Here is a 23,728-nt window from a genome sequence, read left to right on the forward strand (position 1 = left end):
CGGCGGGCGTCCGTCGACGACGGCTCAGCCGCCGGTGAGGGTCTCCAACAGGTCCTTCGCGCTGGGGCAGCGGTCGAAGAGCGCGCCCACGTGCTTGCGGGTGCCGCGCTCCGGCTCCATCATCGGCACCCGCACCAGCGACTCCCGGCCGACGTCGAAGATGACCGAGTCCCAGCTGGCCGCGACGACCTCGGAGGCGTACTGGGCCAGGCAGCGGCCGCGGAAGTAGGCCCGGGTGTCCTCCGGCGGTTCGGTCATCGCGGTACGGGTCTGTTCGTCGTCGAGCAGCGTCTTCATCGCGCCCCGGGAGACCAGCCGGTGGTAGAGGCCCTTCTCCGGGCGGACGTCGGAGTACTGGAGGTCGACCAGTTGCAGCTTGTGCGAGCCCCAGCCGAGCTGCTCGCGCTCCCGGTAGCCCTCCAGCAGCCGCAGCTTGGCCACCCAGTCCAGCTCGTCGGCGCAGAGCATGACGTCACGGCCGAGCCTGTCCAGCACGCGCTCCCAACGGGCGAGCACGTCGAGGGTCTGCTCGTCGGCGTCGGTGCCGTAGCGGTCGTCCACGAAGGACCGGACCCGCTCGTAGTAGGCCCACTGCACGTCCAGGGCGGTCAGCCGCCGCCCGTCGCGCAGCCGCATCCGGTGCGTCAGGCTCGGGTCGTGGCTGACGGCGCGCAGCTCGCTGACCGGGTCGGCGATGCCGAGGTCGGGGCCGAGCGCCTTCTCCTCGATCATCGTGAGGATCAGCGCCGTCGTGCCGACCTTGAGGTACGTGGAGATCTCCGACAGGTTCGCGTCGCCGATGATGACGTGCAGCCGGCGGTACTTGTCGGCGTCGGCGTGCGGCTCGTCGCGGGTGTTGATGATCGGTCGCTTGAGGGTGGTCTCCAGGCCGACCTCGACCTCGAAGAAGTCCGCACGCTGGGAGATCTGGAAGCCGCTCTGCCCGCCGTCCTGGCCGATGCCGACCCGGCCGGCGCCGCAGACGATCTGCCGGGTCACGAAGAACGGCGTTAGGTACGCGACGATGTCGGCGAACGGCGTCTGCCGGCGCATCAGGTAGTTCTCGTGCGAACCGTAGCTGGCGCCCTTGTTGTCGGTGTTGTTCTTGTAGAGGTGGATCGGCTGGGTGCCGGGGATGGTGGCGGCGCGGCGGGCCGCCTCGGCCATCACCCGCTCCCCCGCCTTGTCCCAGCGCACCACGTCCAGCGGGTTGGTCACCTCCGGTGTGGAGTATTCCGGGTGGGCGTGGTCGACGTAGAGGCGTGCGCCGTTGGTGAGTATCACGTTGGCCAGCCCCAGGTCCTCGTCGGCGAGCGCCTCGGCCGGGTCGTACGCGGCGCCGGAGTAGGTGAAGCCGCGCGCGTCCCGCAGCGGCGACTCCTCCTCGTAGTCCCAGCGGGCACGGCCGCCCCGGTTGAGTTCCGGGCGCGCCCCGTAGGCGTTGACCACCTGGGAGGAGGTGACCATGGGGTTGGCCCCGGCCTGGCCGGGAACGGAGATGCCGTACTCGACCTCGGTGCCCATGATCCGTCTTACGCTCATCGACCTACCCGCTTCGCTCGCCCGACCCGGTCCCCCGTCACGTCGAGCGTAGTCGGCCGCGCGGCGGAAGGGGGCGCGGCGGACCGGGGCGACGACCGCGGAGGGCCGGCACGGACGGGACGGGGCCCGTGACGCGTCGCGTCACGGGCCCCGTGCGGGTGTCCGTCAGAGGTACTGGCCGGTGTTGCTGGCGGTCTCGATGGACCGGCCGGCCTCCGCGCCCTTGCCGCCGGAGACGAGCGTGCGGATGTAGACGATCCGCTCGCCCTTCTTGCCGGAGATCCGGGCCCAGTCGTCGGGGTTGGTGGTGTTGGGCAGGTCCTCGTTCTCCCGGAACTCGTCGACGCAGGCGTCGAGGAGGTGCTGCAGGCGCAGGCCCTTGCGTCCGGAGGTGAGGAACTCCTTGATGGCCATCTTCTTGCCCCGGTCGACGATGTTCTGGATCATCGCGCCGGAGTTGAAGTCCTTGAAGTAGAGGACTTCCTTGTCGCCGTTGGCGTAGGTGACCTCGAGGAAGCGGTTCTCCTCGGTCTCCGAGTACATCCGCAGCACGACCGCGTCGATCATCGCCGCGACGGTGGCCTGGGGGTCGCCGCCGTGCTCGGCCAGGTCGTCCGGGTGCAACGGCAGCCCGGAGAGGATGTACTTGGAGAAGATGTCCTTGGCCGCCTCGGCGTCCGGCCGCTCGATCTTGATCTTGACGTCGAGTCGGCCGGGGCGCAGGATCGCCGGGTCGATCATGTCTTCCCGGTTGGAGGCGCCGATGACGATGACGTTCTCCAGCCCCTCGACGCCGTCGATCTCGCTGAGCAGCTGCGGGACGATGGTGTTCTCCACGTCGGAGGAGACGCCGGAGCCGCGGGTCCGGAAGATCGAGTCCATCTCGTCGAAGAACACGATCACCGGGGTGCCCTCGCCGGCTTTCTCGCGGGCCCGCTGAAAGATCAGCCGGATGTGCCGCTCGGTCTCGCCGACGTACTTGTTGAGCAGCTCCGGGCCCTTGATGTTGAGGAAGAAGCTGGTGTGCTTTTCCTTGCCCTCCCGCTCGGCGATCTTCTTCGCCAGCGAGTTGGCCACCGCCTTGGCGATCAGCGTCTTGCCGCAGCCGGGCGGACCGTAGAGCAGGATGCCCTTCGGCGGGCGGAGCTGGTGCTCGCGGAACAGGTCGGCGTGCAGGAAGGGCAGTTCCACCGCGTCGCGGATCTGCTCGATCTGCGAGTGGAGGCCACCGATGTCGGTGTAGTCGACGTCGGGCACCTCCTCCAGGACCAGTTCCTCGACCTCGCTCTTCGGGATCCGCTCGTACGCGTACGCCGAGCGGGGCTCGATCATGAGCGAGTCGCCGGCCCGGATCGGCGCACCGATCAGGGTCTCGGCGAGGTGCACGATGCGCTCCTCGTCGGAGTGCGAGACCACCAGGGCCCGGTCGCCCGGGCTGCCGTCGGGACCCGCGAGGATCTCCTTGAGCATCGCCACCTCGCCGACCCGCTCGAACCCGAACGCGTCGACGATGTTGAGCGCATCGTTGAGCAGGACCTCCTGGCCGCGCCGCAGCTCGGCGACGTCCAGCGAGGGCGAGACGGCGACACGGAGCTTGCGTCCGCCGGTGAAGACGTCCACCGTGCCGTCGTCGTGCCGCGCAAGGAAGACGCCGTAACCACTCGGCGGTTGCGCGAGGCGGTCGATCTCCTCCTTGAGCGTCACGATCTGCGCGCGAGCCTCCTTGAGGGTGCTCACGAGCCGGTCGTTGTTCTCGGTCAGCCGCGCCAACTGTGCCTGGGTGGCCGCCAGCCGCTCTTCGAGCTGCCGGACGTGTCGGGGGCTTTCGGTCAACTTGCGCCGCACCAGAGCGAGTTCCTCTTGAAGGAACGCGACCTGCGTGGAGAGATCGTGGGCCTCCTTCTCCCACCGTGCGGCGCGCGAGTCCGCGTCGTCGCTGCGTGCCACGTCCCACCTCCCCGGGGGGCTTGAACGTTCTGCCCTAACACTAGCCGCTATGAGGCCGATTCGGTCCCACGCAACGCGCTCGTCACCGAACCTTGATCGCGAAGGGTGGCCCGGGGGGCCGGTACGGGCGTTCGGGTACCGTCGGGGCGTGGGACGGGAGAACATGGGGGGTGCGCCGTGGCGGAGGTCGTGACGGACGAGTTGCAGGTCTGGGTCGACCAGGATCTCTGCACGGGCGACGGGCTCTGCGTGCAGTACGCGCCCGAGGTCTTCGAGTTCGACGTCGACGGGCTGGCGTACGTCAAGGGCCCCGACGGCGAGCTGCGGTTGGCGCCGGGCAGCCGGGTCGACGTGCCGGAGCACCTGCGCCTCGAGGTGATCGACTCGGCGAAGGAGTGCCCGGGCGAGTGCATCCACGTGGTGCGCGGCAGCGACGGCGTCGAGGTGGCCGGCCCGGAGGCCGAGGAGGACTGACGGCCCGGTCCTCCCGCGCCGTCGGGCGCGGGAGGACGGGACGTCCGGGAACCCCGCCCGGCGGGGTCCACCAGGGCGTACGGCTTCAGAGCATCGGGCGGCCGACCACCGAGGCGACCAGGCGGGCGAACTCCTCCAGGCGGGCGATCTGTCCGGCGCCGCCGTCGTCGAGGGTCTTGCCGAAGCGCAGCGCGTCGTGCCGGGGCGCGCCCACCGCCTCGTCGCTGGGCGGCGCCTCGTCCAGCGACGTGAGCAGCAGATAGACGTCGATGCTGTCGACCCGGATCCCGCCGTCGTCGGCGCGGGTCAGCCGGCGCCGGCAGCCGACCTCGGTCACCGTGGAGACCGGCACCACCCGCAGCGACGAGGTCATCGACCCCGGTGGCCCGTCCTCCGGCGGCACGTCCTCGCCGTGCCAGAGGACGAGGCGGCTGCCGTCGCAGACCACGACCTCCTGCCACACCCCGTTGACCTCGTTGACGAAGCGTTCCAGGGTGAAGCCCAGCACCGAAGCGCCGCGCAGCACCCCGCCGAGCGCCTCGAGCGCGACGTCCGGGTCGCGCAGGTACGCCCGGGCCGCCGATTCGAGGTCCTGGTAGGGCGACCAGTCCGGGAACACCGCCGGCAGGTCACCCCCGCCGAAGCCGGGCCGGCTCATGCCACCTCCCCGTGCCCGGCCCGCCGGCACGCGCCGACAGGCGGGATCCGTCCGTTCACTCCTCGTCGCTCCGCCGCGCCGTCACGGCCGTTCCGTGTCCTCGGCCGCCGCCTGCTGTGCCGAGGCGGCCGCCGCCTGCCTGGCGGCCTCGGCCTCGCGCAGCGCCTGGCGGCGTTCGGCGTACGCCTCGGCGCCCTTGCTGGGCTTGCGGCGCCGCGGCGGTGCGGTGACGCCGGGGGCGAGCTTACGCGCGGAGACGAGGAACGCGGTGTGCGCGATCATGCGGTGGTCCGGTCGCACGGCCAGGCCCTCGGCGTGCCAGTCGCGCACCAGCGACTCCCAGGCCCGCGGCTCGGTCCAGCCGCCGCGCTCGCGCAGCGCCTCGACCAGCTCGGACAGCTGAGGGGTGGTGGCGACGTAGCCGATGAACACGCCACCGGGCACCAGTGCCCGCTCGACCATGTCGAGGGTCTCCCACGGGGTGAGCATGTCGAGGATGATCCGGTCGAAGCCGGTCTCGGCGCACCCGGCGACGTCGCCGACGTGCAGGTGCCAGGCCGGGTGCGGCCCGTTGAAGAACGCCTCGACGTTGCGCCGGGCGATCTGGGCGAAGTCGTCGCGCACCTCGAACGAGTGCAGCTCGCCCCCGGTGCCGACCGCGCGCAGCAGCGAACAGGACAGCGCGCCGGAGCCGGCGCCGGCCTCCAGGACCTTGGCGCCGGGGAAGATGTCGCCCATGGCGACGATCTGGGCGGAGTCCTTCGGGTAGATCACCTGGGCGCCGCGCGGCATGGAGAGCACGTAGTCCGACAGCAGTGGCCGCAGGGCCAGGAACGCGGTGCCGCCGCCGGTGGTGGTGACCACGCTGCCGTCGGGCAGGCCGATCAGCGCGTCGTGCTCCAGGATGCCGCGGTGGGTGTGGAACGCCTTGCCCGGCTCCAGGGTGACCGTGTGCATCCGCCCCTTGGGGTCGGTCAGCTGCACCCGGTCGCCGACCCGGAACGGGCCGCGGTGCACGGGGGGCAGCGCCGGGGTGTCGGTGGGCACCGGGGTGCCCCGGTCGGCCGGGGCGGCGGGGGTTGTTGCGGTCACGTGTTCATCTTCCGTTGAGGTTCGAGGAGCTGAGCCAGATCCGCGATGTGCAGAATGCCCACGACATCTTCGCCTGAGGTCACCACGTACTGCGCGCCCGGGTGGGTCTGCACGGTCTCCATCACGCGTTCCCCGTCGAGCCCGACCGGCATCGCGGGCAGGTTGTCCAGGGATCGGGCGACCGCGTCGACGGCCAGCCAGGGGCGGCGTTCCACGGGTACGGCCTCCGCCGCCGCCGGGTCGACCAGGGCGACCGGCCGGCCGGCGGTGTCGGTGACCACGAGGGCGGCGCCCGGGGTGTTCCCGTCGGCGCGCCGGCGGTGCGCCTCGGCCAGCGGCGTGCCGGTGGGCACGGCGAGCACGGGCCGGGCCAGCCGGGACAGGTCGATCAGCGGGAAGCGGCGGCTGATCCGGGCCATCCGGATCGACTGCCCGGCGCCGCGCCACAGCGTGAACGCGACGAGCAGCATCAGGGGCAGCGCCAGCGGCGCCAGGTCGCGCGTGAGGGTGAGCAGGGCGACCAGCGCGGCGGTGCCGACGGCGACGACGCGTCCCACCCAGCCGGCGACCTCGGTGCCGCGGTGCCGGTCGCGGGTGACCGCCCAGACCACCGCCCGCAGCGCCCGGCCGCCGTCGAGCGGCAGGCCGGGCAGGATGTTGAACAGCGCGACGATGACGTTGCTCACGGCCAGTTGGAAGGCGAGCTGGTTGGCCAGGGTGCGGTCGGGCAGGGCGAGGGTGGCGGCGACCGCGAGCACGCCGAGCACGGCGGAGACGGCCGGGCCGGCGAGCGACACCAGCAGGTCGATCCGGGGCGTCGGGGCGTCGCGGTCCATCTCGGTGTAGCCGCCGAGCAGCTCCAGGGTGATCCCGCGCACACCGATGCCGTAGCGGCGGGCGGTGAGGGCGTGGCCGAGCTCGTGCAGGAGCACCGAGCCGAGCAGGGAGACCACGAAGCCGAAGCCGATGAGGTAGCCGGCGAGCTGGGACAGGTCGAGCTGGCGGCGGGCGAACTCGGCGTACAGCACGGTCACCAGCAGGGTGAGCAGCACCATCGAGCCGTTGAGGTGCAGCGGCACCCCGAACACCCGGCCCACGGTCAGGCCGGTCCGCGCGTCGGGCCGGCGGCGCGGTCGCCTCGTCTGCTCCATCGCATCGATGCTACGCGGCGGAGATCATGCCCCGGCGCGGCGACGGGACCACGCGCCGGCACGGCGGGGCGATCATGCGCCGGTGCGGCGACGCCGGTGGTGTCACACCGGTGCCCTAACCTTCCGGGCATGACGGCGGAACCGGTGACCACGCAGCATTCCCCGACCCCGGCCGAGGTCCCGGCGACGGTGCGGGCCTCGCTGTCGCCGTCGCGGGCGGCGGACTTCAAGACCTGCCCGCTGCTCTACCGGTTCCGCAGCATCGACCGGCTGCCCGAGCGACCGACCGTCGAGCAGGCCCGGGGCACGCTCGTGCACGCGGTGCTGGAGCGGCTGTTCGACCTGCCGGCCACCGGGCGCACCCCGACGGCGGCGGGCGACCTGGTGGCCCCGCAGTGGGACCGGCTGGTCACCGAGCAGCCCGAGCTGGCGGCGCTGTTCGCCGACGGCGACTCCGCGGCGGCGGCCGAGTTCCTCCGCTCCGCCGCCGGGCTGCTGGAGGGCTACTTCGCGGTGGAGGACCCGCGCCGGCTGGAGCCGGCCGAGCGGGAGAGCCTGATCTCGGCGGTGGTCGACGAGGAGCTGCTGATCCGGGGCTACGTCGACCGGCTCGACGTGGCACCCGACGGGGCGCTGCGGGTGGTCGACTACAAGACCGGCGGCGCGCCGCGCGAGGCGTTCGAGGCCCGGGCGTTGTTCCAGCTCAAGTTCTACGCGTTGGTGCTCTGGCGCACCCGGGGCGTGGTCCCCCGGGTGCTGCGGCTGCTCTACCTCAAGGACTCGGAGGTCTGCGACTACGCCCCGGACGCCGACGAGTTGCTGCGCTTCGAGCGCACCGTGGTGGCGCTGTGGCGGGCGATCGAGCAGGCGACCGCCCAGCAGGATTTCCGCCCCCGGCCGAGCCGACTCTGCGACTGGTGCAGCCACCAGGCGCTCTGCCCGACCTTCGGGGGCACCCCGCCGCCGTTCCCGACGCAGGCGGCGCCGGATCCGCTGCGCGACGCCCGGTCCCGCCCGACGCCTCCCGGCGCCGACGAGTGACCGGCTGACCGGCACCGCCACCCCGGTGAGGTCTTCCGCCGGTCGGCGGCGGGTCCGCGGTGAGACGCTGGCCCGGCGACGTCGAGTCGATCCGGGCGGTCCGCCGCTGGGGCCCACGCGGCCGCTCGTGCCGGGCCCACCCGGCGAGTGGCCTCGCGCGGCCGCTCGTGCGGGGCCCGCCCGGCGCGGGGCCCCGCGCGGCCGGCCGGTCCGGCGGGGATGAGCTGCTCTCCTCCTGAGGGAGGAGGCCGGGCTCACCGCCGGCGACGATCAATCGGCCGCGACGGCGGATAGCGTCGCGGTATGACTTCGGGCCCCCGGGCGTGGCTGCGCCGGCACCCCCTCGCCGCGGACGCGCTCCTCGCCGGCGGGCTCGTCGTGGCGGAGGTGGTGCTCATCGCGCTGACTCCCCGCGACTACTGGCCGGGGCGCCTGCTGGCGGCGCTGGGCTGGAGCGTGGTCTGCGCCGTGCCGGTGGCGTGGCGGCGGGTGGCGCCGTGGGCGGCGGTCGCGATGGCGGTGGCGACGCTGGCGGTGCCCCTCCTGCTCGGCCCCGCGCCGACCACGCAGGGCATGACCTTCATGGTGCTCACCTACACGGCGGCCGCCGCCGGGCCACCGCGTACGGCGGCCCTGGCGGCGCTGGCGCTGTGGATACCGGTCGGCGCCACCAGCGTCCTCGCGCCGCCGCCCGACGAACTGCTGGCGAACGTCAGTCCCGCCTACCTCGTGCTCAACAACCTGCTGGTCGGGGCGGTCTCGTACTCGGTGGGACGCGCGGTGCACGCCCGTCGGGCCTCCACGGAGGCGCTGCGGGAGCGGGCCCGGGCGGCCGAGGAGAACCAGCGTTCGCTGGCCGAGCGGGCGGTCGCCGACGAGCGCCGCCGCATCGCCCGCGAGCTGCACGACGTGGTCGCGCACCACGTCAGCGTGATGGGGGTGCTGGCCACGGGCGCGCGTCGCGTACTGCCGAAGGACCCGGGCGCGGCCGACGGGGCGATCGCCACCATCGAGGAGACCAGCCGGGCGACGCTGCGGGAGATGCGCCGGCTGCTCGACGTGCTGCGTACCGACGCCGAGCCGGCCGCCGACCTGGCCCCGCAGCCGGGACTCGCCGGCATCGAGGCGCTGGTGGAGCAGGTGCGCGACGCCGGCCTGCCGGTGACCCTGCGGGTCGAGGGCACCCCGGTGACGCTGGAGGAGGGGGTGGCGCTGACCCTCTACCGGATCACCCAGGAGGCGCTGACCAACGCGCTCAAGCACGCCGGCGCGGCCACCGCCCAGGTGCTGCTGCGCTTCGCCGGGGACACGGTCGACGTGGAGATCGCCGACACCGGGCGCGGCCCCGGGCCCAACGGCGACCGGATCGGACACGGTCTGGTCGGGATGCGGGAGCGGGTCGCCCTCTACGGTGGTGTCCTGCGTACCGGGGCGCGGCCGGGCGGGGGCTTCCGGGTGTGGGCGAGGATTCCGGTGGAACCCCGGGGCGCGGCGGCGTGACCGGGGATCGGGACGGGGGACCAGGTGACCGACGCGACGGTGCCGGCACGGCCGGTACGCATCCTGCTCGCCGACGACCAACCGCTGCTGCGTACCGGCTTCCGGATGGTGCTGGGCACGGAGGACGACCTGGACATCGTCGCCGAGGCCGCCGACGGCCTGGAGGCGGTGGAACTGTCCCGCCGGCTGCTGCCCGACGTGGTGCTGATGGACATCCGGATGCCGCGGATGGACGGGGTCGCCGCGACCCGGGCGATCGTCGATGCCCGGCTGCCCGTGCGGGTGCTCATCCTGACCACCTTCGACCTGGACGAGTACGTGGTGGGGGCGCTGCGGGCCGGGGCGAGCGGCTTCCTGGCCAAGGACGTGCCGGCCGACGACCTGGTGGCCGCGATCCGCACGGTGGCCGCCGGGGACGCGGTGGTGGCGCCGCGGATCCTGCGGCGCCTGCTGGACCGCTTCGCCGACGCGCTGCCCGATCCCGCGGCCGCGCCGCCCCGCACGCTGAGCGCGCTGACCGAGCGGGAGCGGGAGGTGCTCGTGCACGTGGCGCGGGGGCTGTCCAACGCCGAGATCGCCCGTGCGTTGTCGGTCAGCGAGACCACCATCAAGACCCACGTCGGGCACGTGCTGACGAAGCTGGGGCTGCGCGACCGGGTGCAGGCCGTGGTGCTGGCGTACGAGTCGGGTCTGGTGCGTCCGCGGGCGTAGCGCCTCGTCGCCGACGGCGCGGGCGGCGTACCCGGGATGCGCCTCGGCACGACGGCCCGGTTGCCGCCGTCACCTACCGTGACCGGAGACGTGGCCGCGTGGTTGACCCTGACGCGGCGTCACTGTGCAGGATCGGTCCCGGCCGGGCGGAAAAGCCCTCGACCGGCCGCCCACTCAGGGGCAACCCTGAGTGGGCTGTGGGGGGCACCCGCAGCGCGAAATCCGCCACGGCTCCGACCGGAGTCGGACGGATCGGGGCCGGCGAGCACAGATGATGGGACTGCCGCGCCGGACCAGCGGGGGCGGCGCGGACCGAAGACAGACGGAAGAGGTAGATGACGTGACCGCGACGGTAGGCCAGCAGGCGCAGGCCGCGGCCCGGGCGAGCGACGTGTGGAAGGTGTACGGCAGCGGCGAGGCGCAGGTCGTCGCGCTGCGGGGGGTCAGCGCGGAGTTCGAGCGCGGCCGGTTCACGGCGATCATGGGGCCCTCGGGCTCGGGCAAGTCGACGTTGATGCACTGCCTCGCGGGCCTGGACTCGGTGACCCGTGGCACGGTGTCGATCGGCGACACGAAGGTCACCGGTCTGGGCGACGCGGGCCTGACGAAGCTGCGCCGCGACAAGGTCGGCTTCATCTTCCAGCAGTTCAACCTGCTGCCGACGCTGACGGCCAAGGAGAACATCCTGCTGCCGCTGTCGATCGCCGGGCGCAAGCCGGATCCGGCCTGGTACGACACGGTGATCGCCACGGTCGGGCTGCGGGACCGGCTGGACCACCGGCCGGCGCAGCTCTCCGGCGGCCAGCAGCAGCGGGTGGCGTGCGCCCGGGCGCTGGTCGCCCGGCCCGAGGTGATCTTCGCCGACGAGCCGACCGGCAACCTGGACTCGCGGGCCGGCGCGGAGGTGCTGAACTTCCTGCGCAACTCGGTACGCGAGCACGGGCAGACCATCGTGATGGTCACCCACGACCCGACCGCCGCCGCGTACGCCGACCGGGTGGTCTTCCTCGCCGACGGGCAGATCGTCTCCGAGCTGATCGAGCCGACCGCCGACACGGTGCTGGACACCATGAAGAAGCTGGACACCCCCGTCGAGGTGACGCGCTGATGTTCCGCGCGACCCTGAAGAGCCTGCTGGCCCGCAAGGTCCGGCTGATCCTCTCCGGCCTGGCCGTGGTGCTGGGCGTCATGTTCGTCTCCGGCGCGTTCGTGCTCACCGACACCCTCGGCCGCTCGTTCGACGCGATCTTCGCCGACGCGTACGAGGGCGTGGACGTCAACGTCGCCGCCAAGCCGAAGATCGACGTCGGCGAGGCGGAGGGCATGCCGGTGGCCGCGCCCGTACCGGCGGCCACCCTCGACAAGGTCCGGGCGGTGCCCGGCGTGGCCGAGGCCACCGGCATCGTCGGCGTCGACGGGGCGCGGTTGATCGGCGGCAACGGCAAGGTGGTCGCCTCGTTCGGCCCGCCGCAGCTGGGCGAGAACTGGACCGGCGAGAGCGACCTGGTGCAGCTGCGCGAGGGGCGGGCCCCGCAGGCCGACGACGAGATCGTCGTCAACAAGGCGCTCGCGGTGGCCGGCAAGGTGAAGGTCGGCGACCGGGTCGGCGTGCTGACCCTCCAGCCCAAGCAGGAGTTCACCATCGTCGGCGTGTTCGGCTACAGCGGCGGCCGGGACTCCATCGGTGGCGCCAACGAGATCATGTTCACCACGCCGGTCGCGCAGCGGCTGATGCTCGGCGCGCCGGACACCTTCAGCAACATCTCGGTCACCGCCGCCGGCGGGATGTCGGACGAGGCGCTGCGCGACGCCGTGGCCGCCGCGGTGGGCGCCGAGTTCGAGGTCAAGACCGGTGCGCAACTGTCCGAGGACGCGGCGGCCGGCATGAAGGAGGCGCTGTCCTTCTTCAACCGGATCCTGCTCGGCTTCGCCGCGGTGGCGCTGCTGGTGGGCACCTTCCTGATCCTCAACACCTTCTCGATCATCGTGGCGCAGCGCACCCGGGAACTGGCGCTGATGCGCGCCGTGGGGGCCAGCGGCCGGCAGATCATCGGGTCGGTGGTGCTGGAGGCCGTCGCGGTGGGCCTGGTCGCCTCGGTGCTGGGCCTCGGCGCGGGCATCGGCATCGGCGCGCTGCTGGCGTACCTGTTCAGCACGTTCGCCGGCGGGCTGACCCTGGCGGGGATCGGCGTGCCGTTGTCCGCCGTGGTCGGCGCGTTCGCCGTCGGCCTCGTGATCACCGTGGTGGCGGCGCTGCTGCCGGCGCTGCGGGCGTCGCGGATCCCGCCGATCGCGGCGATGCAGGACGTGGCCACCCCCGACCGGCCGCTGACCAAGGTCACCGTGGCCGGGGCGATCGTCACGGCCGCGGGCGGCACCCTGCTGGCCCTGGGGCTCACCGGCAACGCCGGTGGCAACACCCTGGCCACCATCCTCGGCGGGGTGCTCTTCGCCTTCATCGGCGTGGCCCTGCTGACGCCGCTGATCAGCCGGCCGGTGGTGAGCCTGCTCGGCGCGATCTTCGCCTGGTCGGTGCCGGGCAAGCTGGGCCGGCTCAACTCGGGGCGCAACCCGCGCCGCACCGCCATCACCGCCGCCGCGCTGATGGTCGGCATCGCCCTGGTCACCGGGGTGACGGTGATCCTGGACTCGGCGAAGAGCAGCATCGGCGGGCTCGCCCAGGACAGCCTCAAGGCGGAGCTGGTGATCGCCGGGGCGCAGAGCGGTCCCCGGCCGCCGAGCTTCGACCCGGAGGTGCTCAAGAAGGCCGCCGCGATCCCGGGGGTGCGCCTGGCCGACGGCGAGTACGGCGACCTGGCGATGGTCGGCGGCCAACGCACCTGGGTCGCGGCGAGCAGCGACGTCGCCGCCGTGCGGCAGATCTTCGGGGCCGAGCCGACCGCCGGCGACATCGACCGGTTGGCGCCGGACGGGATGCTGGTCAGCTCCGACACCGCGACGGCGCGCGGCCTCTCCGTGGGGTCGAAGGTGCCGGTGCAGACGTCCCGGGGCGAGGCGCGGACGTACACCGTGACCGGCATCTACGCCAGTTCCCAGCTGACCAACCCGGTCGTGCTGCCGGCGGAGGCGGCGAGCGGCTTCGCCATCCCGCAGCCGATCCAGGGCTTCATCCAGCTGGCGCCGGGCACCCGGGTGGCCGACGTCCAGCCGCAGATCGAGGCGCTGCTGGCCGACTCCCCCGAGGTGTCGGTGGCCGACCGGGAGGCGTTCATCGAGCAGCAGACCGGTCAGCTGGACGGCCTGCTCACGATGATCCAGATCCTGCTGGCGCTGGCCATCGTGATCGCCGTGCTCGGCATCATCAACACCCTTGCGCTGTCGGTGCTGGAGCGCACCCGGGAGCTGGGGCTGCTGCGGGCCATCGGCCTGCGCCGGTCGCAGACCATGCGGATGATCACCGTGGAGGCGGTGGTGATCTCGGTGTTCGGCGCGCTGCTCGGGGTCGTCGTCGGCGCCGGCCTCGGCGCGGCCGTGGTCGAGGCGCTGCGCGACGAGGGCATCACCGACCTGGTGCTGCCCTGGACCCAGATGGGGATCTTCCTCGGCCTCGCCGCGATCGTCGGGGTGGTCGCCGCGGCGCTCCCGGCGGTGCGGGCCGCCCGGATCAACGTGCTCGGCGCCATCGCCCACGACTGATCCCGACGCACGACGAGGGGCCCCGCCGGTCGGCGGGGCCCCTCGTCGCTCAGGCGCCGGGCGGTGGCGCGCCGAGCAGGGCGGCCAGCAGCTCCAGGTCCGCGCCGGTCAGGCTCTCCAACTGGTGTACGCCGTCCAGCGGCCCGATCGGCACCTCCGCCGGCACGGCCAGCACCGCCGCGCCGGCGGCGAGCGCGCTGGCCACCCCCGTCGGCGAGTCCTCGATCGCCACGCAGCGGGCGATCGGCACGCCGAGCAGCCGGGCGGCGGTCAGGTACGGCTCCGGGTGCGGCTTGGCCGCCTCGACCTCGTCGCCGCAGACGACCGCGTCGAAGCTGTCCCGCCCGAGCGTGTCCAGCGCCACCTCCACCAGGGGCCGGCCGCTGGAGGTCACCAGCGCCGTCGGGATGCCCGCCGCCCGGACGGCCCGCAGCAGGTTCAGCGCGCCGGGACGCCAGCGCAGCCCGGTGCGGAACAGCTCCAGGATGCGGGCGTTGATCCACGCCGCGCTGGCCTGCGGGTCGCGCCCCGGCTGGCCCAGGTCGTCGTGCAGGATGCGCATCGACGCGGCCATGCTGGAGCCGATCATCGCCTTGCGGGCCGCGTCGGAGAGGGTGCCGCCGTACTGCGCCGCCAGCTCGCGCAGCGCGACGTCCCACAGCTTCTCACTGTCGACCAGGGTGCCGTCCATGTCGAAGAGCACGGCGGCGGGGTGGTGGCTGTTCAGCGGGTCCTCCCTCGGGTGCGTACCCGGGGATCCTCTCAGCCGGCACGCCGTCGGCGCGCGCCCCGGTGCCGCGGGGTGACCTGGCCGACGGGTTGCGCGCGGGCGCGAGACTCGGGGACAACCGGCCGCCGGCACGGCGGCCCCTCGCCCGGAGGTCGCCATGCGCGTCCGATCCCTGGTCTCCCGGTGCACCGTGATCCTGCTGGCCGCCGCCGCCGCGACCTGGCCGGCGGGGCCGGCCGCCGCGGCGAGCCTGCCGCTCGATCGGTGCTACGACCTGGAGACCCCCCAGCACGAGGATGAGCGGGACTGGTTCGCGCCGGGCAACGTGCACACGACGTGGCCCTCGCCGGTGGGCATGGTCGACCGGGACGTGTTCCGGGTGACCGCGCTGGGCAAGGTCCGCATCGACCACTGGGGCACCCAGAAGTCGATCGCCGGCGAGCTGCCGCTGGCCGGCAGCGGCTGGCCCGCGCCGGACGCCCCCCGGTACGCGCTGGTCGCGAAGGTGACGTCGGGGTCCATGCTGGTGCTGAGCACCGGGCTGTTCTACGGCTCGGGCCGGTGGTTCCCGGTCGGCGCCGACAGCGGCTGCATGCTCTACTACAACGCTGGTGCGCCGTCGCGGCTGGTCTTCTCCTTCAACGACCCCAACCTGGGCGACAACGGCGGCGGCGCGGCGGTGTGGGTGCGGCAGTGGTGGAACTAGCGCTGCCCGGCGGGCTCAGGTGAGGTCGCAGGCGCCCAGGGAGCGCTCGTAGCCGCGGAAGAACGACGCGGTGCGCTGCTCGGCGGTGCCGTGCGCGCCCTCGGCGAACCACGGCTGGTCGGGGGCGTCGCCGACGGCCAGCAGCCCCTCGCGGAACTCCTCCAGGTCGCCGTCGTCGAGCTTGAGCGCCTTCGAACGCACCGAGTCGCCGAGGTACGCCCCGGCCATGCAGTCGGCCTGCAGCTCCTGCTGGATGGTGTACGAGTAGCGGATGCCGAGCCGGGCCTGGATGCCGTGCGCGTACTCGTGGCCGAGCAGGTAGAACACGAACGCGTCGCCGACCTGGCGGAACGCGCCCACCGACCAGTTCACGTCGTAGGCGATGAAGTCCCCGGCCGAGCAGTAGACGGCATTGTTGCGCGGCAGCGGCTGCCCGCCGCAGGACACCTCGCCGGCCCGCTGGTAGGGGATGACGCGGCGGATCGGACGGAACCGCTCCCCCGAGGCCCGGAACTGCGCGGCCCAGTACCGCTCGGCGATGGTCTTCGCGTCCGCGACGTCCTGCTGGAACTCCTCGACGCTGGTGGTGCCGTCGGCCCGGGTCTGCGCGGCGCCCGGGGAGGTCGGGGTGTCGGGCCGCTGCGGGGCGGGCTGTTGTCCCTCGGGTTCGGACACCCCACCGACCACGCACCCGGCCGCGGCGACGAGGGCCACCACGAGGCCGGCCAGCGAGCTTCGCGGTCGGCGTCTGACGCGCGTCGTCACAGTGCCCTCCCCGGCGTCGGCGTTGCGGCGTCCAGTACCCCGGCGGTGGCCTCGTCATTCCTGGGCACGGTCGCCCCCGGCGAAGGGGGCCACGACGGTTCACCGATCGGGACGCGGCGGGCGGGCGCGCGGCCCCACCGGCGGACCGGGTCGTCGCGGGTGCCCGGTCGACGGCAAGGTGCGGGGCGAGCCAGCCGTGGGCGGTCAGGGGCTGGCGGCGAGGAAGACGAAGGCGGCGAGCAGCACCAGGTGCACGCCGCCCTGGAGCACGGTGGCCCGCCCCGGCACCACGGTCAGCACGCTGGTGACGACGGTGAGGGCGAGCAGGGTCACCTGGGTGCCGCCCAGGCCGAGCAGCAGCGGGCCCTCCAACCAGATCGAGGCGAGCGCTATCGCCGGGATGGTCAGCCCGATGCTGGCCATGGCCGAGCCCAGGGCCAGGTTCAGGCTGATCTGCACGCGGTCGCGGCGGGCGGCCCGGGCGGCGGCGATCGTCTCGGGCAGCAGCACCAGCAGCGCGATGACCACGCCGACGAACGACGGGGGCAGGTTCGCCCCGGCGACGGCGGACTCGATCGCCGGCGACACCGACTTGGCGTCGCCCACCACGGCGACCAGGGCCACCAGCAGCAGGCCGAGGCTGAGCAGGGCGGCCCGGTCCGACGGCGGTTCGGCGTGTCCCTCCGTGCCGAGCACCCGCCCCTGGCTGTTGACGGGCAGGAAGTAGTCGCGGTGGCGGCCGGTCTGCACCATGACGAACAGGCCGTAGAGGGCGAGCGAGACCACGGCGGCGAAGGCGAGCTGCGCCGGGGTGAACTGCGGGCCCGGCCGGCTGATGGTGAAGGTCGGCACCACGAGGCTCAGCACGGCGAGGGTGGTCACGGTGGCCAGCGCCCCGCCGGTGCCCGCGGAGTTGAAGACCGCCACCCGGCGGCGCAGCGCCCCGATCAGCAGCGACAGCCCCAGGATCCCGTTGCAGGTGATCATGACGGCGGCGAAGACGGTGTCGCGGGCGAGGGACTGCGTCTTCTCGCCGCCGCTGATCATGAGCGTGACGATCAGGGCGACCTCGATGATGGTGACGGCCACGGCGAGCACGAGCGAGCCGTACGGCTCCCCCACCCGGTGGGCCACCACCTCGGCGTGGTGCACGGCGGCCAGCACCGCGCCGGCCAGCAACACGGCCACCACGACCACGACGGGGCCGGACAGGTCGCGCCCCCAGGTCAGGACCAACACCAGGATCGCCAGCAGCGGCGTGACGACGGTCCAGTCGGTCAGACGTGTGCGGAACGGCGCGGCCATGCCCCAACCTTCTCAGAGGAGACGATCATCTGACCCCCGACCGGCGGGAAGGGGGGGCGGGCCCGACCGGTGACCTGGAGGGACGGGTCGCGGATGACTCCGCAGGTGCGCGAGGAAACCTCTGCGGGGAGGCATGGCGCCGCAGTCGGCGGCCCCGGGCCGGGCTCACCGTGGCCGCGCTCGTGCGCTTCGGTCGACAACCGCACCCGAGGGCTGCTGCGACAGTGGTCCCCGCAGGACCGGAACGCCGTCGACCGGGCCCTCCTCGCCGCGAACGTCACCGCACCCGCCGACCGGCGGCTGGAAGCCCTGTCGGGCGGACAACGGCAGCGCGCCCGGATCAGGCGGCTGGTGCGGACCGACGATCGCGGGCAGGGTCGCTCCATGATGGACAGAGCCCCTGTGATCCCATGTGTCCATGATCAATCCCACACCTCTCATGCGTCTGGTGGCCGGCGTCTGGGGATTCAAGACCCTCGCCGTCGGCGTCGAACTCGGGCTCTTCACCCGCCTCGCGAACGGGCGGACCCTCACCGTCGATGAGGCCGCCGCCGAGTTCGGGCTGGCCGAACGCCCGGCAGACCTGCTGTTGGCCGCGACCGCGTCACTGGGCCTGTTGGAGAAGGTCGGCGACGGCTACCGCAACTCCGAACTCGCCGAACAGTTCCTGGTCGAAGGCCGGCCCTACTACTTCGGTGCGCAGATCCGCTACTCCGACCTGCGGACCTACCTGCCCTGGCACCGCGTAGGCGAAGCCCTGCGCACCGACCGCCCCCTCACCTGGGACCCGCACACCCAGCAGTCGATGTTCGACACCACCGACCCGGAGATGCTGGCGCAGTTCTGGGACGCCATGTACTCCACCTCCAGCTTCACCGCCCGAGCGCTGGCCGACGCGTACGACTTCGGCGCGCACGCCCGGCTGCTCGACGTCGGCGGTGGGGCCGGGGCGTTCCCGATCGAGTTCTGCCGCCGGCTGCCCGATCTGCGGGCGACCATCCTCGACCTGCCGCACGTGTGCGTCCGCGCCGAGGAGCGAATCGCGGCGGAAGGCATGAGCGGGCGTATCGGCACGGTCGGCGGCGACTTCCTGGCCGACCCGGCGCTGCCGGACGGGCACGACGTCATTCTGCTGAGCATGATCCTGCATGACTGGGACGAGGCGACGAATCGAGCGCTGCTGGCCAAGTGTCACGCGGCGCTGCCGCCGGGTGGGGCGATCGTCATCTGCGAGCTGCTACTCAACGACGAGCGCACCGGTCCGCCCGAGGCGGCTCTGATGGGCATGAACATGCTGGTGGAGACCGAGGGCGGCAAGAACTACTCCGGCGCCGAGTACACGGCCTGGCTCACCGATGCCGGCTTCGTCGACGTCCGCGTCGTGCCGTTCGACGCCCCGGGCGCCAACGGGGCGGTGGTCGCCCGCCGGGCCTGACCGCACGCACGTCCGCTCGCGCCGGCGCCGACGGCCCGGCCTCGCCGCCCGGTTCCGCAGCCGCGCCCCCGGCGACCCGCGTTCTGGTCGGCGGCGGCGCGAGCCGGCCGGCCCGTCGTCGTCGCCGGCGCCACGGCCGACCCCACGGTCGGCGGGCGTCGGCTGGACGAGGGACGTCAGTTGGTGCCCGGCAGCCAGGGCGCGAGCACGGCGGGCTCGGCGACCGCCTGCCGCACCCGCTCACGCTCCGGTGCGGTCAACGGCAGTATCGTGAGCCGAGCGCCCCAGTCGGGCACCAGCTCCGGCTTCTCGAGCGCGATCGACAGCTCGATCAACCCGGCCAGGGCCAACGCCTGTTCGACGGCCGGCGCGGCGTCGCCGTGCCGACGCAGCCCCGAGTTGAGCGCCCGGAAGGCGGCCAGGTCGTCGTTCTTGAACTCGCGCAGGATCCGCGCGTTGTCGAGGACCCGGGTCAGCCCCCGCAACCGCTTCGAACCGCCGTACTCCAGCTCCGCAGGCTCGTCGCGTTGGATGAAGACGATGCTGTTCCCCGACGGATCGACGATGCTGAACCGCGACGCACCGGCACGGTAGCGGGTCATCCGGGGGCGCCCCCTGGCGAGCACCCTGCCGTGGGTGCGGCGCATCGCCTCGCTGAACGCCGCGTGGTAGGGCGCGACCGCGTCGACCATCACCAGGCAACCTCCGGTGTTCTCGGCCGACGGGTCCACGCCGCTCGGCGCCCCGCCGTAGTGCAGCTCGAACCCGCTCCACCGGAACGCCAGGTAGACGTACGGCTTCGTCTGCTCGTAGGTGACCTCGAACCCGAGCGCACGCCAGAACGCCAGGGTCTCCTCCGCCGACACACAGTGCAGCAGCGGCACCGTGGTCTCGTTCGGCTGGACGTGGTCCTCGGTCATCGTCGGCACCCACTCCCCCGTCCGGGTCGACAGCCCGCCATTGTGCCAACGTGCGAGGCGCCCCGCACGCCCCCGGGCCGGGCGGGTACGGGCGTGACCGTCCCCGCCCGGTGGGCCGACGTCCACGGGTCGAGGTGGGGTTCAGTGCGCCGACTGGGCGCCGAGCTCGACGAGGAGCACGCCGGCGGCGATGAGCCCGATGCCGAGCATCATGACCTTGGTGAGCGGGTCGTTGAAGGCGAGCCGCGCGATGATCGCGGTCAGTGCGATGCCGGCCGCGGCCCAGACGCCGTAGGCGACGCCGACGGCCATGCCGGCGCGGAGGGCCAGGCTGAGGAAGACGAAGCACGTCACGTAGCCGCCGACGACGACGGGCGCCCATGCCTTCTGGCGGAGACCCTCGGAGGCGCGCAGCGCCATGGTGGCGGTGACCTCGAAGGCGATCGCGGCGGCGAGGAAGAGCCAGCTCATCGTGCCCCCTCGGGCTCGTGGTGGACGTCGTGCGGCGCGGTGTGTCCCGGTTCCGCCTGGTGGGAGCCGAGTTCGACGAGCAGGACACCGGCGACGACGACGGCGAAGCCGAGCCCCATCACCCAGGTCAGCGCGTCGCCGAACAGCAGCGCGGCCAGCAGCGCGGTGAGGGTGACCCCGCTGGCGGCCCAGATGCCGTACGCGACGCCGATCGGCATGCCCTCGCGCAGGACCAGCGAGATGAGCACGAAGGAGAGGGTGTAGCCGACGACGACCAGCGCGATCCACCCGGCGTGGTCGTTGGCCGCGCGCAGGGCGAGGGTCCCGCTCACTTCCAGGCCGATGGCTCCGGCGAGGTACAGCCACTGCTTCACGAGTCGTCACCTTCCGCGGTCAGGTCCTCGATGAGCGCGACGAGGGCGTCGCGGTCCTGCGGTTCGGGTGGGAACAGGCCGGTGGCGAACGCGCTCCAGAGGCCGTCGGCGGCCAGCCGGGCCAGGGTGAGCCGGGCGCGCGCGGCCGGTGGCAGGTCCGGTGGCAGGTCGAACCACTTGGCGAGCCGCCCGATCCAGGGCCCCGACAGCGCCGGCCGGTAGGCGGCTTCCGCGGCGACCGCGTACTCCGCGCGGCTGGCGTCGCCGACGTACGCGACGCGCGCGTACGCCCGGATCCGCGCGGCGGGGGTCGCCCGGTCGAACGGCACCGCGAGCGTGGCGAGCATCGCGTCCTCGACCCGGCCGGCGGCGTGGTCGACGATCGCCAGCAGGAGGGCGTCGCGGGTCGGGAAGTGGTACATGAGTCCCGGCTTGGTCATCCCCGCCTGCCGGGCGACGGCGTCGAGGGTGATGTTCGCGCCCTCCTCGGCGGAGACCAGGGTCATGGCCGCCTCGAGGATGGCGGTTCGCTGGCTCGGTCGCACTCGGTTACTTTACCGTCCGGACGGTAAAGTAACCGAGTGTTCGTTAGCACGATCACGAGCGGGAAGCCCGGCGGACGAGGACCCGACCGCGCTGAGCACCCTGGCGGATTCGCACCACCGGAACGGCGGTGAAGCGCAGACCGGCCCGAACAGGCGTACGCTGGGCCCATCCCGGAAACGACGACATCCCACTCCTGAGGTGCCCGCCACGCCGGCTCACGCCGAAGGCATGCGACGTCCGCACCCGATCCGCGGTGGCACGACCGACCGCCCGGGACACAGTTCTCATCTTCCGACGGCCCCCGGTGCCGTCGACCCGCGCCACGGCACGGCGCCCGGGTCGGCACCACGGTGACCGCACCGCCCGCACCCGTAGCCGACCCGCGGCGACGAGGACCCGCAGCGCCGCCCCTGATCGGGGCGGGCGAACCGGCCGGACGGGTCGACGAACCGGGTGCCCCGCCGCCGCAGGACGCGACCTGACGCACGACCCCACCGCTACGCGGTCACGGCGACGAGGAGCCGACATGACGCCATCGCCCCACACTCTCGCTCCCCCGTCGACACCGCGTTTGCGGATCGAACCGACCGGTCCACGCGGGGCCGGATCGTCCGCGCCGACAGCGCCCCCGCCGAGGCAGCGGCGCGCCGGAAACCGTCCGACCATCACCACCAAGGAGCAGACCATGACGATCTCCCGGAACACGATCGTGGCCGCGCTGCGTCGACGCGGCCAGCACACCAGGGCCGACTGGGTCGAACGGGAACTGCCCGCGCAGGTCGACACCAGCCGGCACGCCGGACTGCTCGCGACCCTGCGTCTGGACCTCACCGAACTGGGCGAGTCGACGGCGCGGTGAGAGTCGCGGGCGGGCAGCATGACCCCGACCGTGTCGAATGCGCCGAATCGCCCCTCGTCGCCGCCGTGGTGTCTCCACGATGTGAACAAGGTCGGACTCAGAACTGAGAGGGGTAGTGCGCGATGAGGCGTCGACGCAGCAGGAGGGTGCCGCTGCTACAGGCGGCAGCGATGTCGCTGGCAGCGATGGTGGCGGCGGCGGCCGTCGTACGGGCCCGCCGCCGGCGCGCCGTCAACGACGCGGCGGCCGGTGATCTTTCGGCCCTGCGGGACAGCGCGTTCGCCGACGCGGGCACCGGCGGACTACCGGTTCCCGGCGGCACGGTCGCCCGGGACAAGCAGACGGCGCCACCGGCGGCCGCGGCGCGGTGAGGACGGGGAGCGCCGCCCCGCGCCCGGGCCGGCACGGCGCCGGCCCGGCGTGATCGGGCGGCGCCCGCCCGACGCCTCGGATGCGTGCGCCCTGGCGCGACACGCCGCGCCCGGCCGCGCGGGTGAGGGAGGACGAGTGCCCCGCCCCGCGGCGACGGGGCACGGAAGCAGGTCACCGCCGGCCCCGACGCGAGCCCGCTGCTGACCTCACTCGCCTTGAAGGACCGCCTGTCCGACGACGACAGGCCGAGAACGCCACGTGCACGGAGTAGCGACCATGAGCGATGCGATCCTCGACGCCCGACGTCACGGTGGCAGTCAGTACGCGGAACTGTCGCGCCTGATCCGGCGGGCGGGACTCCTCGATCCGCGGCGCGGCTACTACGCGCTGCGCATCGGTGCCCTCGGCGGGTGCTACGTCGGCACCTGGGCGCTGTTCGGTTGGCTCGGCGAGTCATGGTGGCAGCTGGGCGTCGCGGCCGTCCTCGCCGTGGTCTTCGCGCAGGCGGGGTTCATCGGTCACGACGCCGGCCACCGCCAGGTCTTCCGCACCCGTCGCGCCAACGACCTGGTCGGTCTGGTCCACGGCAACCTGCTGATCGGCCTCAGTTACGGCTGGTGGGTCGGCAAGCACAACCGCCATCACGCGCACCCGAACACCGAGGGCCACGACCCGGACATCGTCGTGCGGCCGTTGTCGTTCACCCGCGGGCAGGCGCGGGAGCAGCGCGGGCCCGGCGCGCTGGTGGTCCGTCACCAGGCGTACCTGTTCTTCCCGCTGCTGCTGCTGGAGGGCCTGCACCTGCACGCCAACAGCGTCAAGGCCCTCGTCGGCCCGAGCCGGATCAGGCGGCGCCCCGTGGAGGCCGCGCTGCTGGCCGTGCACACCGTCGGATACCTCGGGGCCGTGATCCTCGTCTTGAGCCCGGCACAGGCCGTCGCGTTCGTCCTCGTCAACCAGGGCCTGCTCGGCCTCTACCTCGGCAGCGCCTTCGCCCCCAACCACAAGGGCATGCCGATCCTCGCGGCCGACGACCGGCTCGACTACCTGCGGCGCCAGGTGCTCACCTCCCGCAACGTGCGCGGCAACTGGTTCATCGACGCCCTGCTCGGCGGCCTGAACTATCAGATCGAGCACCACCTCTTCCCCAGCATGCCGCGACCCAACCTCCGTCGCGCCCGGCCACTGGTCCGCCAGTTCTGCGCCGACCACGACGTCGCCTACCACGAGACCAGCCTGACGCGTTCGTGGCGTCAGGTGCTGGGGCACCTGCACGCGGTCGGATCGGGCCGACCGGCCGACGACGCCGGCCCGGGCTGAGCCGCCGACCGCTCGCCGGACACCGGCGACGGCCCCGCCTCGCCGGCGGCCCGGCGACACCGATCACGCACGCGCGTGTCATCGGTCCACCGCGGGTTCTCCGGGCCCCGTTCCGAGGGTGGGCCCCGGGCCGGTCGGCGGGCGCGGGATGC

Annotated in this window: 22 protein-coding genes and 1 pseudogene; 11 read left to right on the top strand and 12 right to left on the bottom strand. The window is 73.2% G+C overall.

What is annotated here, in order from left to right:
* Positions 1-24: 24 nt before the first annotated feature.
* Complete coding sequence (gene dop / locus ACFHW0_RS27355; RefSeq protein WP_121398237.1) at positions 25-1,542, bottom strand: depupylase/deamidase Dop; 1,518 nt, start codon at positions 1,540-1,542, stop codon at positions 25-27.
* 165 nt (positions 1,543-1,707) lie between these two features.
* Positions 1,708-3,489 (bottom strand): proteasome ATPase, encoded by a 1,782-nt coding sequence (arc, locus tag ACFHW0_RS27360; RefSeq protein WP_416612152.1) that lies wholly within the window; start codon positions 3,487-3,489, stop codon positions 1,708-1,710.
* 177 nt (positions 3,490-3,666) lie between these two features.
* Between arc and ACFHW0_RS27365 the strand changes: the two genes are divergently transcribed.
* Positions 3,667-3,963 (top strand): ferredoxin, encoded by a 297-nt coding sequence (locus tag ACFHW0_RS27365; RefSeq protein ID WP_416612154.1) that lies wholly within the window; start codon positions 3,667-3,669, stop codon positions 3,961-3,963.
* 85 nt (positions 3,964-4,048) lie between these two features.
* Here ACFHW0_RS27365 and ACFHW0_RS27370 read toward each other — a convergent pair whose 3' ends face one another.
* The 3 genes from ACFHW0_RS27370 to ACFHW0_RS27380 form a co-directional block, all read right to left on the bottom strand.
* The gene (locus tag ACFHW0_RS27370; protein ID WP_121398234.1) at positions 4,049-4,621 is read right to left on the bottom strand and encodes a hypothetical protein; all 573 of its coding nucleotides are present in this window, start codon (positions 4,619-4,621) and stop codon (positions 4,049-4,051) included.
* A gap of 81 nt (positions 4,622-4,702) precedes the next feature.
* A complete protein-coding gene (locus ACFHW0_RS27375; RefSeq protein ID WP_416612156.1) occupies positions 4,703-5,713 on the bottom strand; it encodes a tRNA (adenine-N1)-methyltransferase in 1,011 nt (336 codons plus the stop codon).
* Positions 5,710-6,768, bottom strand: a complete 1,059-nt coding sequence (locus ACFHW0_RS27380; RefSeq protein ID WP_416612218.1) for a M50 family metallopeptidase — start codon at positions 6,766-6,768, stop codon at positions 5,710-5,712. Before ACFHW0_RS27380 ends, ACFHW0_RS27375 begins: the two co-directional genes overlap by 4 nt.
* A gap of 225 nt (positions 6,769-6,993) precedes the next feature.
* Between ACFHW0_RS27380 and ACFHW0_RS27385 the strand changes: the two genes are divergently transcribed.
* The 5 genes from ACFHW0_RS27385 to ACFHW0_RS27405 all read left to right on the top strand — a co-directional run bounded on the left by ACFHW0_RS27385 (position 6,994) and on the right by ACFHW0_RS27405 (position 13,773).
* Positions 6,994-7,905 (top strand): PD-(D/E)XK nuclease family protein, encoded by a 912-nt coding sequence (locus tag ACFHW0_RS27385; protein ID WP_416612158.1) that lies wholly within the window; start codon positions 6,994-6,996, stop codon positions 7,903-7,905.
* Between the two features lie 303 nt (positions 7,906-8,208).
* The gene (locus ACFHW0_RS27390; protein WP_416612160.1) at positions 8,209-9,405 is read left to right on the top strand and encodes a sensor histidine kinase; all 1,197 of its coding nucleotides are present in this window, start codon (positions 8,209-8,211) and stop codon (positions 9,403-9,405) included.
* Positions 9,406-9,429: 24 nt separating this feature from the next.
* On the top strand, positions 9,430-10,116 hold the full coding sequence (locus ACFHW0_RS27395) for a response regulator (protein WP_132237447.1): 687 nt from the start codon (positions 9,430-9,432) through the stop codon (positions 10,114-10,116).
* A gap of 340 nt (positions 10,117-10,456) precedes the next feature.
* Positions 10,457-11,224, top strand: a complete 768-nt coding sequence (locus ACFHW0_RS27400) for an ABC transporter ATP-binding protein (RefSeq protein WP_416612162.1) — start codon at positions 10,457-10,459, stop codon at positions 11,222-11,224.
* Positions 11,224-13,773: an ABC transporter permease gene (locus tag ACFHW0_RS27405; RefSeq protein WP_416612164.1), complete on the top strand. Its 2,550-nt coding sequence runs from the start codon at positions 11,224-11,226 to the stop codon at positions 13,771-13,773. The genes ACFHW0_RS27400 and ACFHW0_RS27405 overlap by 1 nt, the downstream gene beginning before the upstream one ends.
* 49 nt (positions 13,774-13,822) lie before the next feature.
* On the opposite strand, the gene ACFHW0_RS27410 is transcribed toward ACFHW0_RS27405, so the two are convergent.
* Positions 13,823-14,476, bottom strand: coding sequence for an HAD family hydrolase (locus ACFHW0_RS27410; protein WP_416612166.1), 654 nt, complete (start codon positions 14,474-14,476; stop codon positions 13,823-13,825).
* 184 nt (positions 14,477-14,660) lie between these two features.
* On the opposite strand from ACFHW0_RS27410, the gene ACFHW0_RS27415 reads away from it, so the two are divergent.
* Positions 14,661-15,209, top strand: a complete 549-nt coding sequence (locus tag ACFHW0_RS27415) for a hypothetical protein (RefSeq protein ID WP_416612168.1) — start codon at positions 14,661-14,663, stop codon at positions 15,207-15,209.
* Positions 15,210-15,224: 15 nt separating this feature from the next.
* Here the strand turns inward: ACFHW0_RS27415 and ACFHW0_RS27420 are convergent.
* Together ACFHW0_RS27420 and ACFHW0_RS27425 are read right to left on the bottom strand one after the other, a co-directional pair.
* Positions 15,225-15,992: pseudogene (locus ACFHW0_RS27420) on the bottom strand (neutral zinc metallopeptidase); the annotation flags it as partial.
* 186 nt (positions 15,993-16,178) lie between these two features.
* Positions 16,179-17,279 (bottom strand): calcium:proton antiporter, encoded by a 1,101-nt coding sequence (locus tag ACFHW0_RS27425; protein WP_416612169.1) that lies wholly within the window; start codon positions 17,277-17,279, stop codon positions 16,179-16,181.
* Positions 17,280-17,697: 418 nt separating this feature from the next.
* Here ACFHW0_RS27425 and ACFHW0_RS27430 point away from each other — a divergent pair, with 418 nt between their 5' ends.
* A complete protein-coding gene (locus ACFHW0_RS27430) occupies positions 17,698-18,714 on the top strand; it encodes a methyltransferase (RefSeq protein WP_416612171.1) in 1,017 nt (338 codons plus the stop codon).
* 176 nt (positions 18,715-18,890) lie between these two features.
* Here the strand turns inward: ACFHW0_RS27430 and ACFHW0_RS27435 are convergent, their stop codons facing one another.
* The 4 genes from ACFHW0_RS27435 to ACFHW0_RS27450 form a co-directional block, all read right to left on the bottom strand.
* Complete coding sequence (locus ACFHW0_RS27435; protein ID WP_416612173.1) at positions 18,891-19,634, bottom strand: glyoxalase; 744 nt, start codon at positions 19,632-19,634, stop codon at positions 18,891-18,893.
* Positions 19,635-19,775: 141 nt separating this feature from the next.
* On the bottom strand, positions 19,776-20,105 hold the full coding sequence (locus tag ACFHW0_RS27440) for a DMT family transporter (RefSeq protein WP_416612175.1): 330 nt from the start codon (positions 20,103-20,105) through the stop codon (positions 19,776-19,778).
* Positions 20,102-20,479: a DMT family transporter gene (locus tag ACFHW0_RS27445; RefSeq protein WP_416612177.1), complete on the bottom strand. Its 378-nt coding sequence runs from the start codon at positions 20,477-20,479 to the stop codon at positions 20,102-20,104. The genes ACFHW0_RS27440 and ACFHW0_RS27445 overlap by 4 nt, the downstream gene beginning before the upstream one ends.
* Positions 20,476-21,024, bottom strand: coding sequence for a TetR/AcrR family transcriptional regulator (locus ACFHW0_RS27450; RefSeq protein ID WP_416612179.1), 549 nt, complete (start codon positions 21,022-21,024; stop codon positions 20,476-20,478). The genes ACFHW0_RS27445 and ACFHW0_RS27450 overlap by 4 nt, the downstream gene beginning before the upstream one ends.
* A gap of 686 nt (positions 21,025-21,710) precedes the next feature.
* On the opposite strand from ACFHW0_RS27450, the gene ACFHW0_RS27455 reads away from it, so the two are divergent.
* The 3 genes from ACFHW0_RS27455 (at position 21,711) to ACFHW0_RS27465 (ending at position 23,576) form a co-directional block, all read left to right on the top strand.
* A complete protein-coding gene (locus tag ACFHW0_RS27455; protein ID WP_416612181.1) occupies positions 21,711-21,884 on the top strand; it encodes a hypothetical protein in 174 nt (57 codons plus the stop codon).
* 170 nt (positions 21,885-22,054) lie between these two features.
* Positions 22,055-22,255 carry a hypothetical protein gene (locus ACFHW0_RS27460; protein ID WP_416612183.1) on the top strand — a complete coding sequence of 67 codons (201 nt, stop codon included), beginning with the start codon at positions 22,055-22,057 and terminating at the stop codon, positions 22,253-22,255.
* 277 nt (positions 22,256-22,532) lie between these two features.
* Entirely contained in the window at positions 22,533-23,576 is a 1,044-nt protein-coding gene (locus tag ACFHW0_RS27465; RefSeq protein WP_416612185.1) for a fatty acid desaturase family protein, read from the top strand.
* Positions 23,577-23,728 lie beyond the last annotated feature (152 nt).

The organism is Micromonospora sp. LOL_025 (assembly GCF_048060285.1).
Lineage (GTDB): Bacteria > Actinomycetota > Actinomycetes > Mycobacteriales > Micromonosporaceae > Micromonospora.

Excerpts from the sequence above, each read along its gene's own strand:
- ACFHW0_RS27385 (WP_416612158.1), top strand. The coding sequence starts at position 6,994 with ATGACGGCGGAACCGGTGACCACGCAGCATTCCCCGACCCCGGCCGAG.
- ACFHW0_RS27390 (WP_416612160.1), top strand. The coding sequence starts at position 8,209 with ATGACTTCGGGCCCCCGGGCGTGGCTGCGCCGGCACCCCCTCGCCGCG.
- ACFHW0_RS27425 (WP_416612169.1), bottom strand. The coding sequence starts at position 17,279 with ATGGCCGCGCCGTTCCGCACACGTCTGACCGACTGGACCGTCGTCACG.
- ACFHW0_RS27370 (WP_121398234.1), bottom strand. The coding sequence starts at position 4,621 with ATGAGCCGGCCCGGCTTCGGCGGGGGTGACCTGCCGGCGGTGTTCCCG.
- ACFHW0_RS27440 (WP_416612175.1), bottom strand. The coding sequence starts at position 20,105 with ATGAGCTGGCTCTTCCTCGCCGCCGCGATCGCCTTCGAGGTCACCGCC.
- ACFHW0_RS27405 (WP_416612164.1), top strand. The coding sequence starts at position 11,224 with ATGTTCCGCGCGACCCTGAAGAGCCTGCTGGCCCGCAAGGTCCGGCTG.
- ACFHW0_RS27415 (WP_416612168.1), top strand. The coding sequence starts at position 14,661 with ATGCGCGTCCGATCCCTGGTCTCCCGGTGCACCGTGATCCTGCTGGCC.
- ACFHW0_RS27460 (WP_416612183.1), top strand. The coding sequence starts at position 22,055 with ATGTCGCTGGCAGCGATGGTGGCGGCGGCGGCCGTCGTACGGGCCCGC.
- ACFHW0_RS27430 (WP_416612171.1), top strand. The coding sequence starts at position 17,698 with ATGATCAATCCCACACCTCTCATGCGTCTGGTGGCCGGCGTCTGGGGA.
- ACFHW0_RS27435 (WP_416612173.1), bottom strand. The coding sequence starts at position 19,634 with ATGACCGAGGACCACGTCCAGCCGAACGAGACCACGGTGCCGCTGCTG.
- dop (WP_121398237.1), bottom strand. The coding sequence starts at position 1,542 with ATGAGCGTAAGACGGATCATGGGCACCGAGGTCGAGTACGGCATCTCC.
- ACFHW0_RS27380 (WP_416612218.1), bottom strand. The coding sequence starts at position 6,768 with ATGGTGCTGCTCACCCTGCTGGTGACCGTGCTGTACGCCGAGTTCGCC.
- ACFHW0_RS27465 (WP_416612185.1), top strand. The coding sequence starts at position 22,533 with ATGAGCGATGCGATCCTCGACGCCCGACGTCACGGTGGCAGTCAGTAC.
- ACFHW0_RS27455 (WP_416612181.1), top strand. The coding sequence starts at position 21,711 with ATGACGATCTCCCGGAACACGATCGTGGCCGCGCTGCGTCGACGCGGC.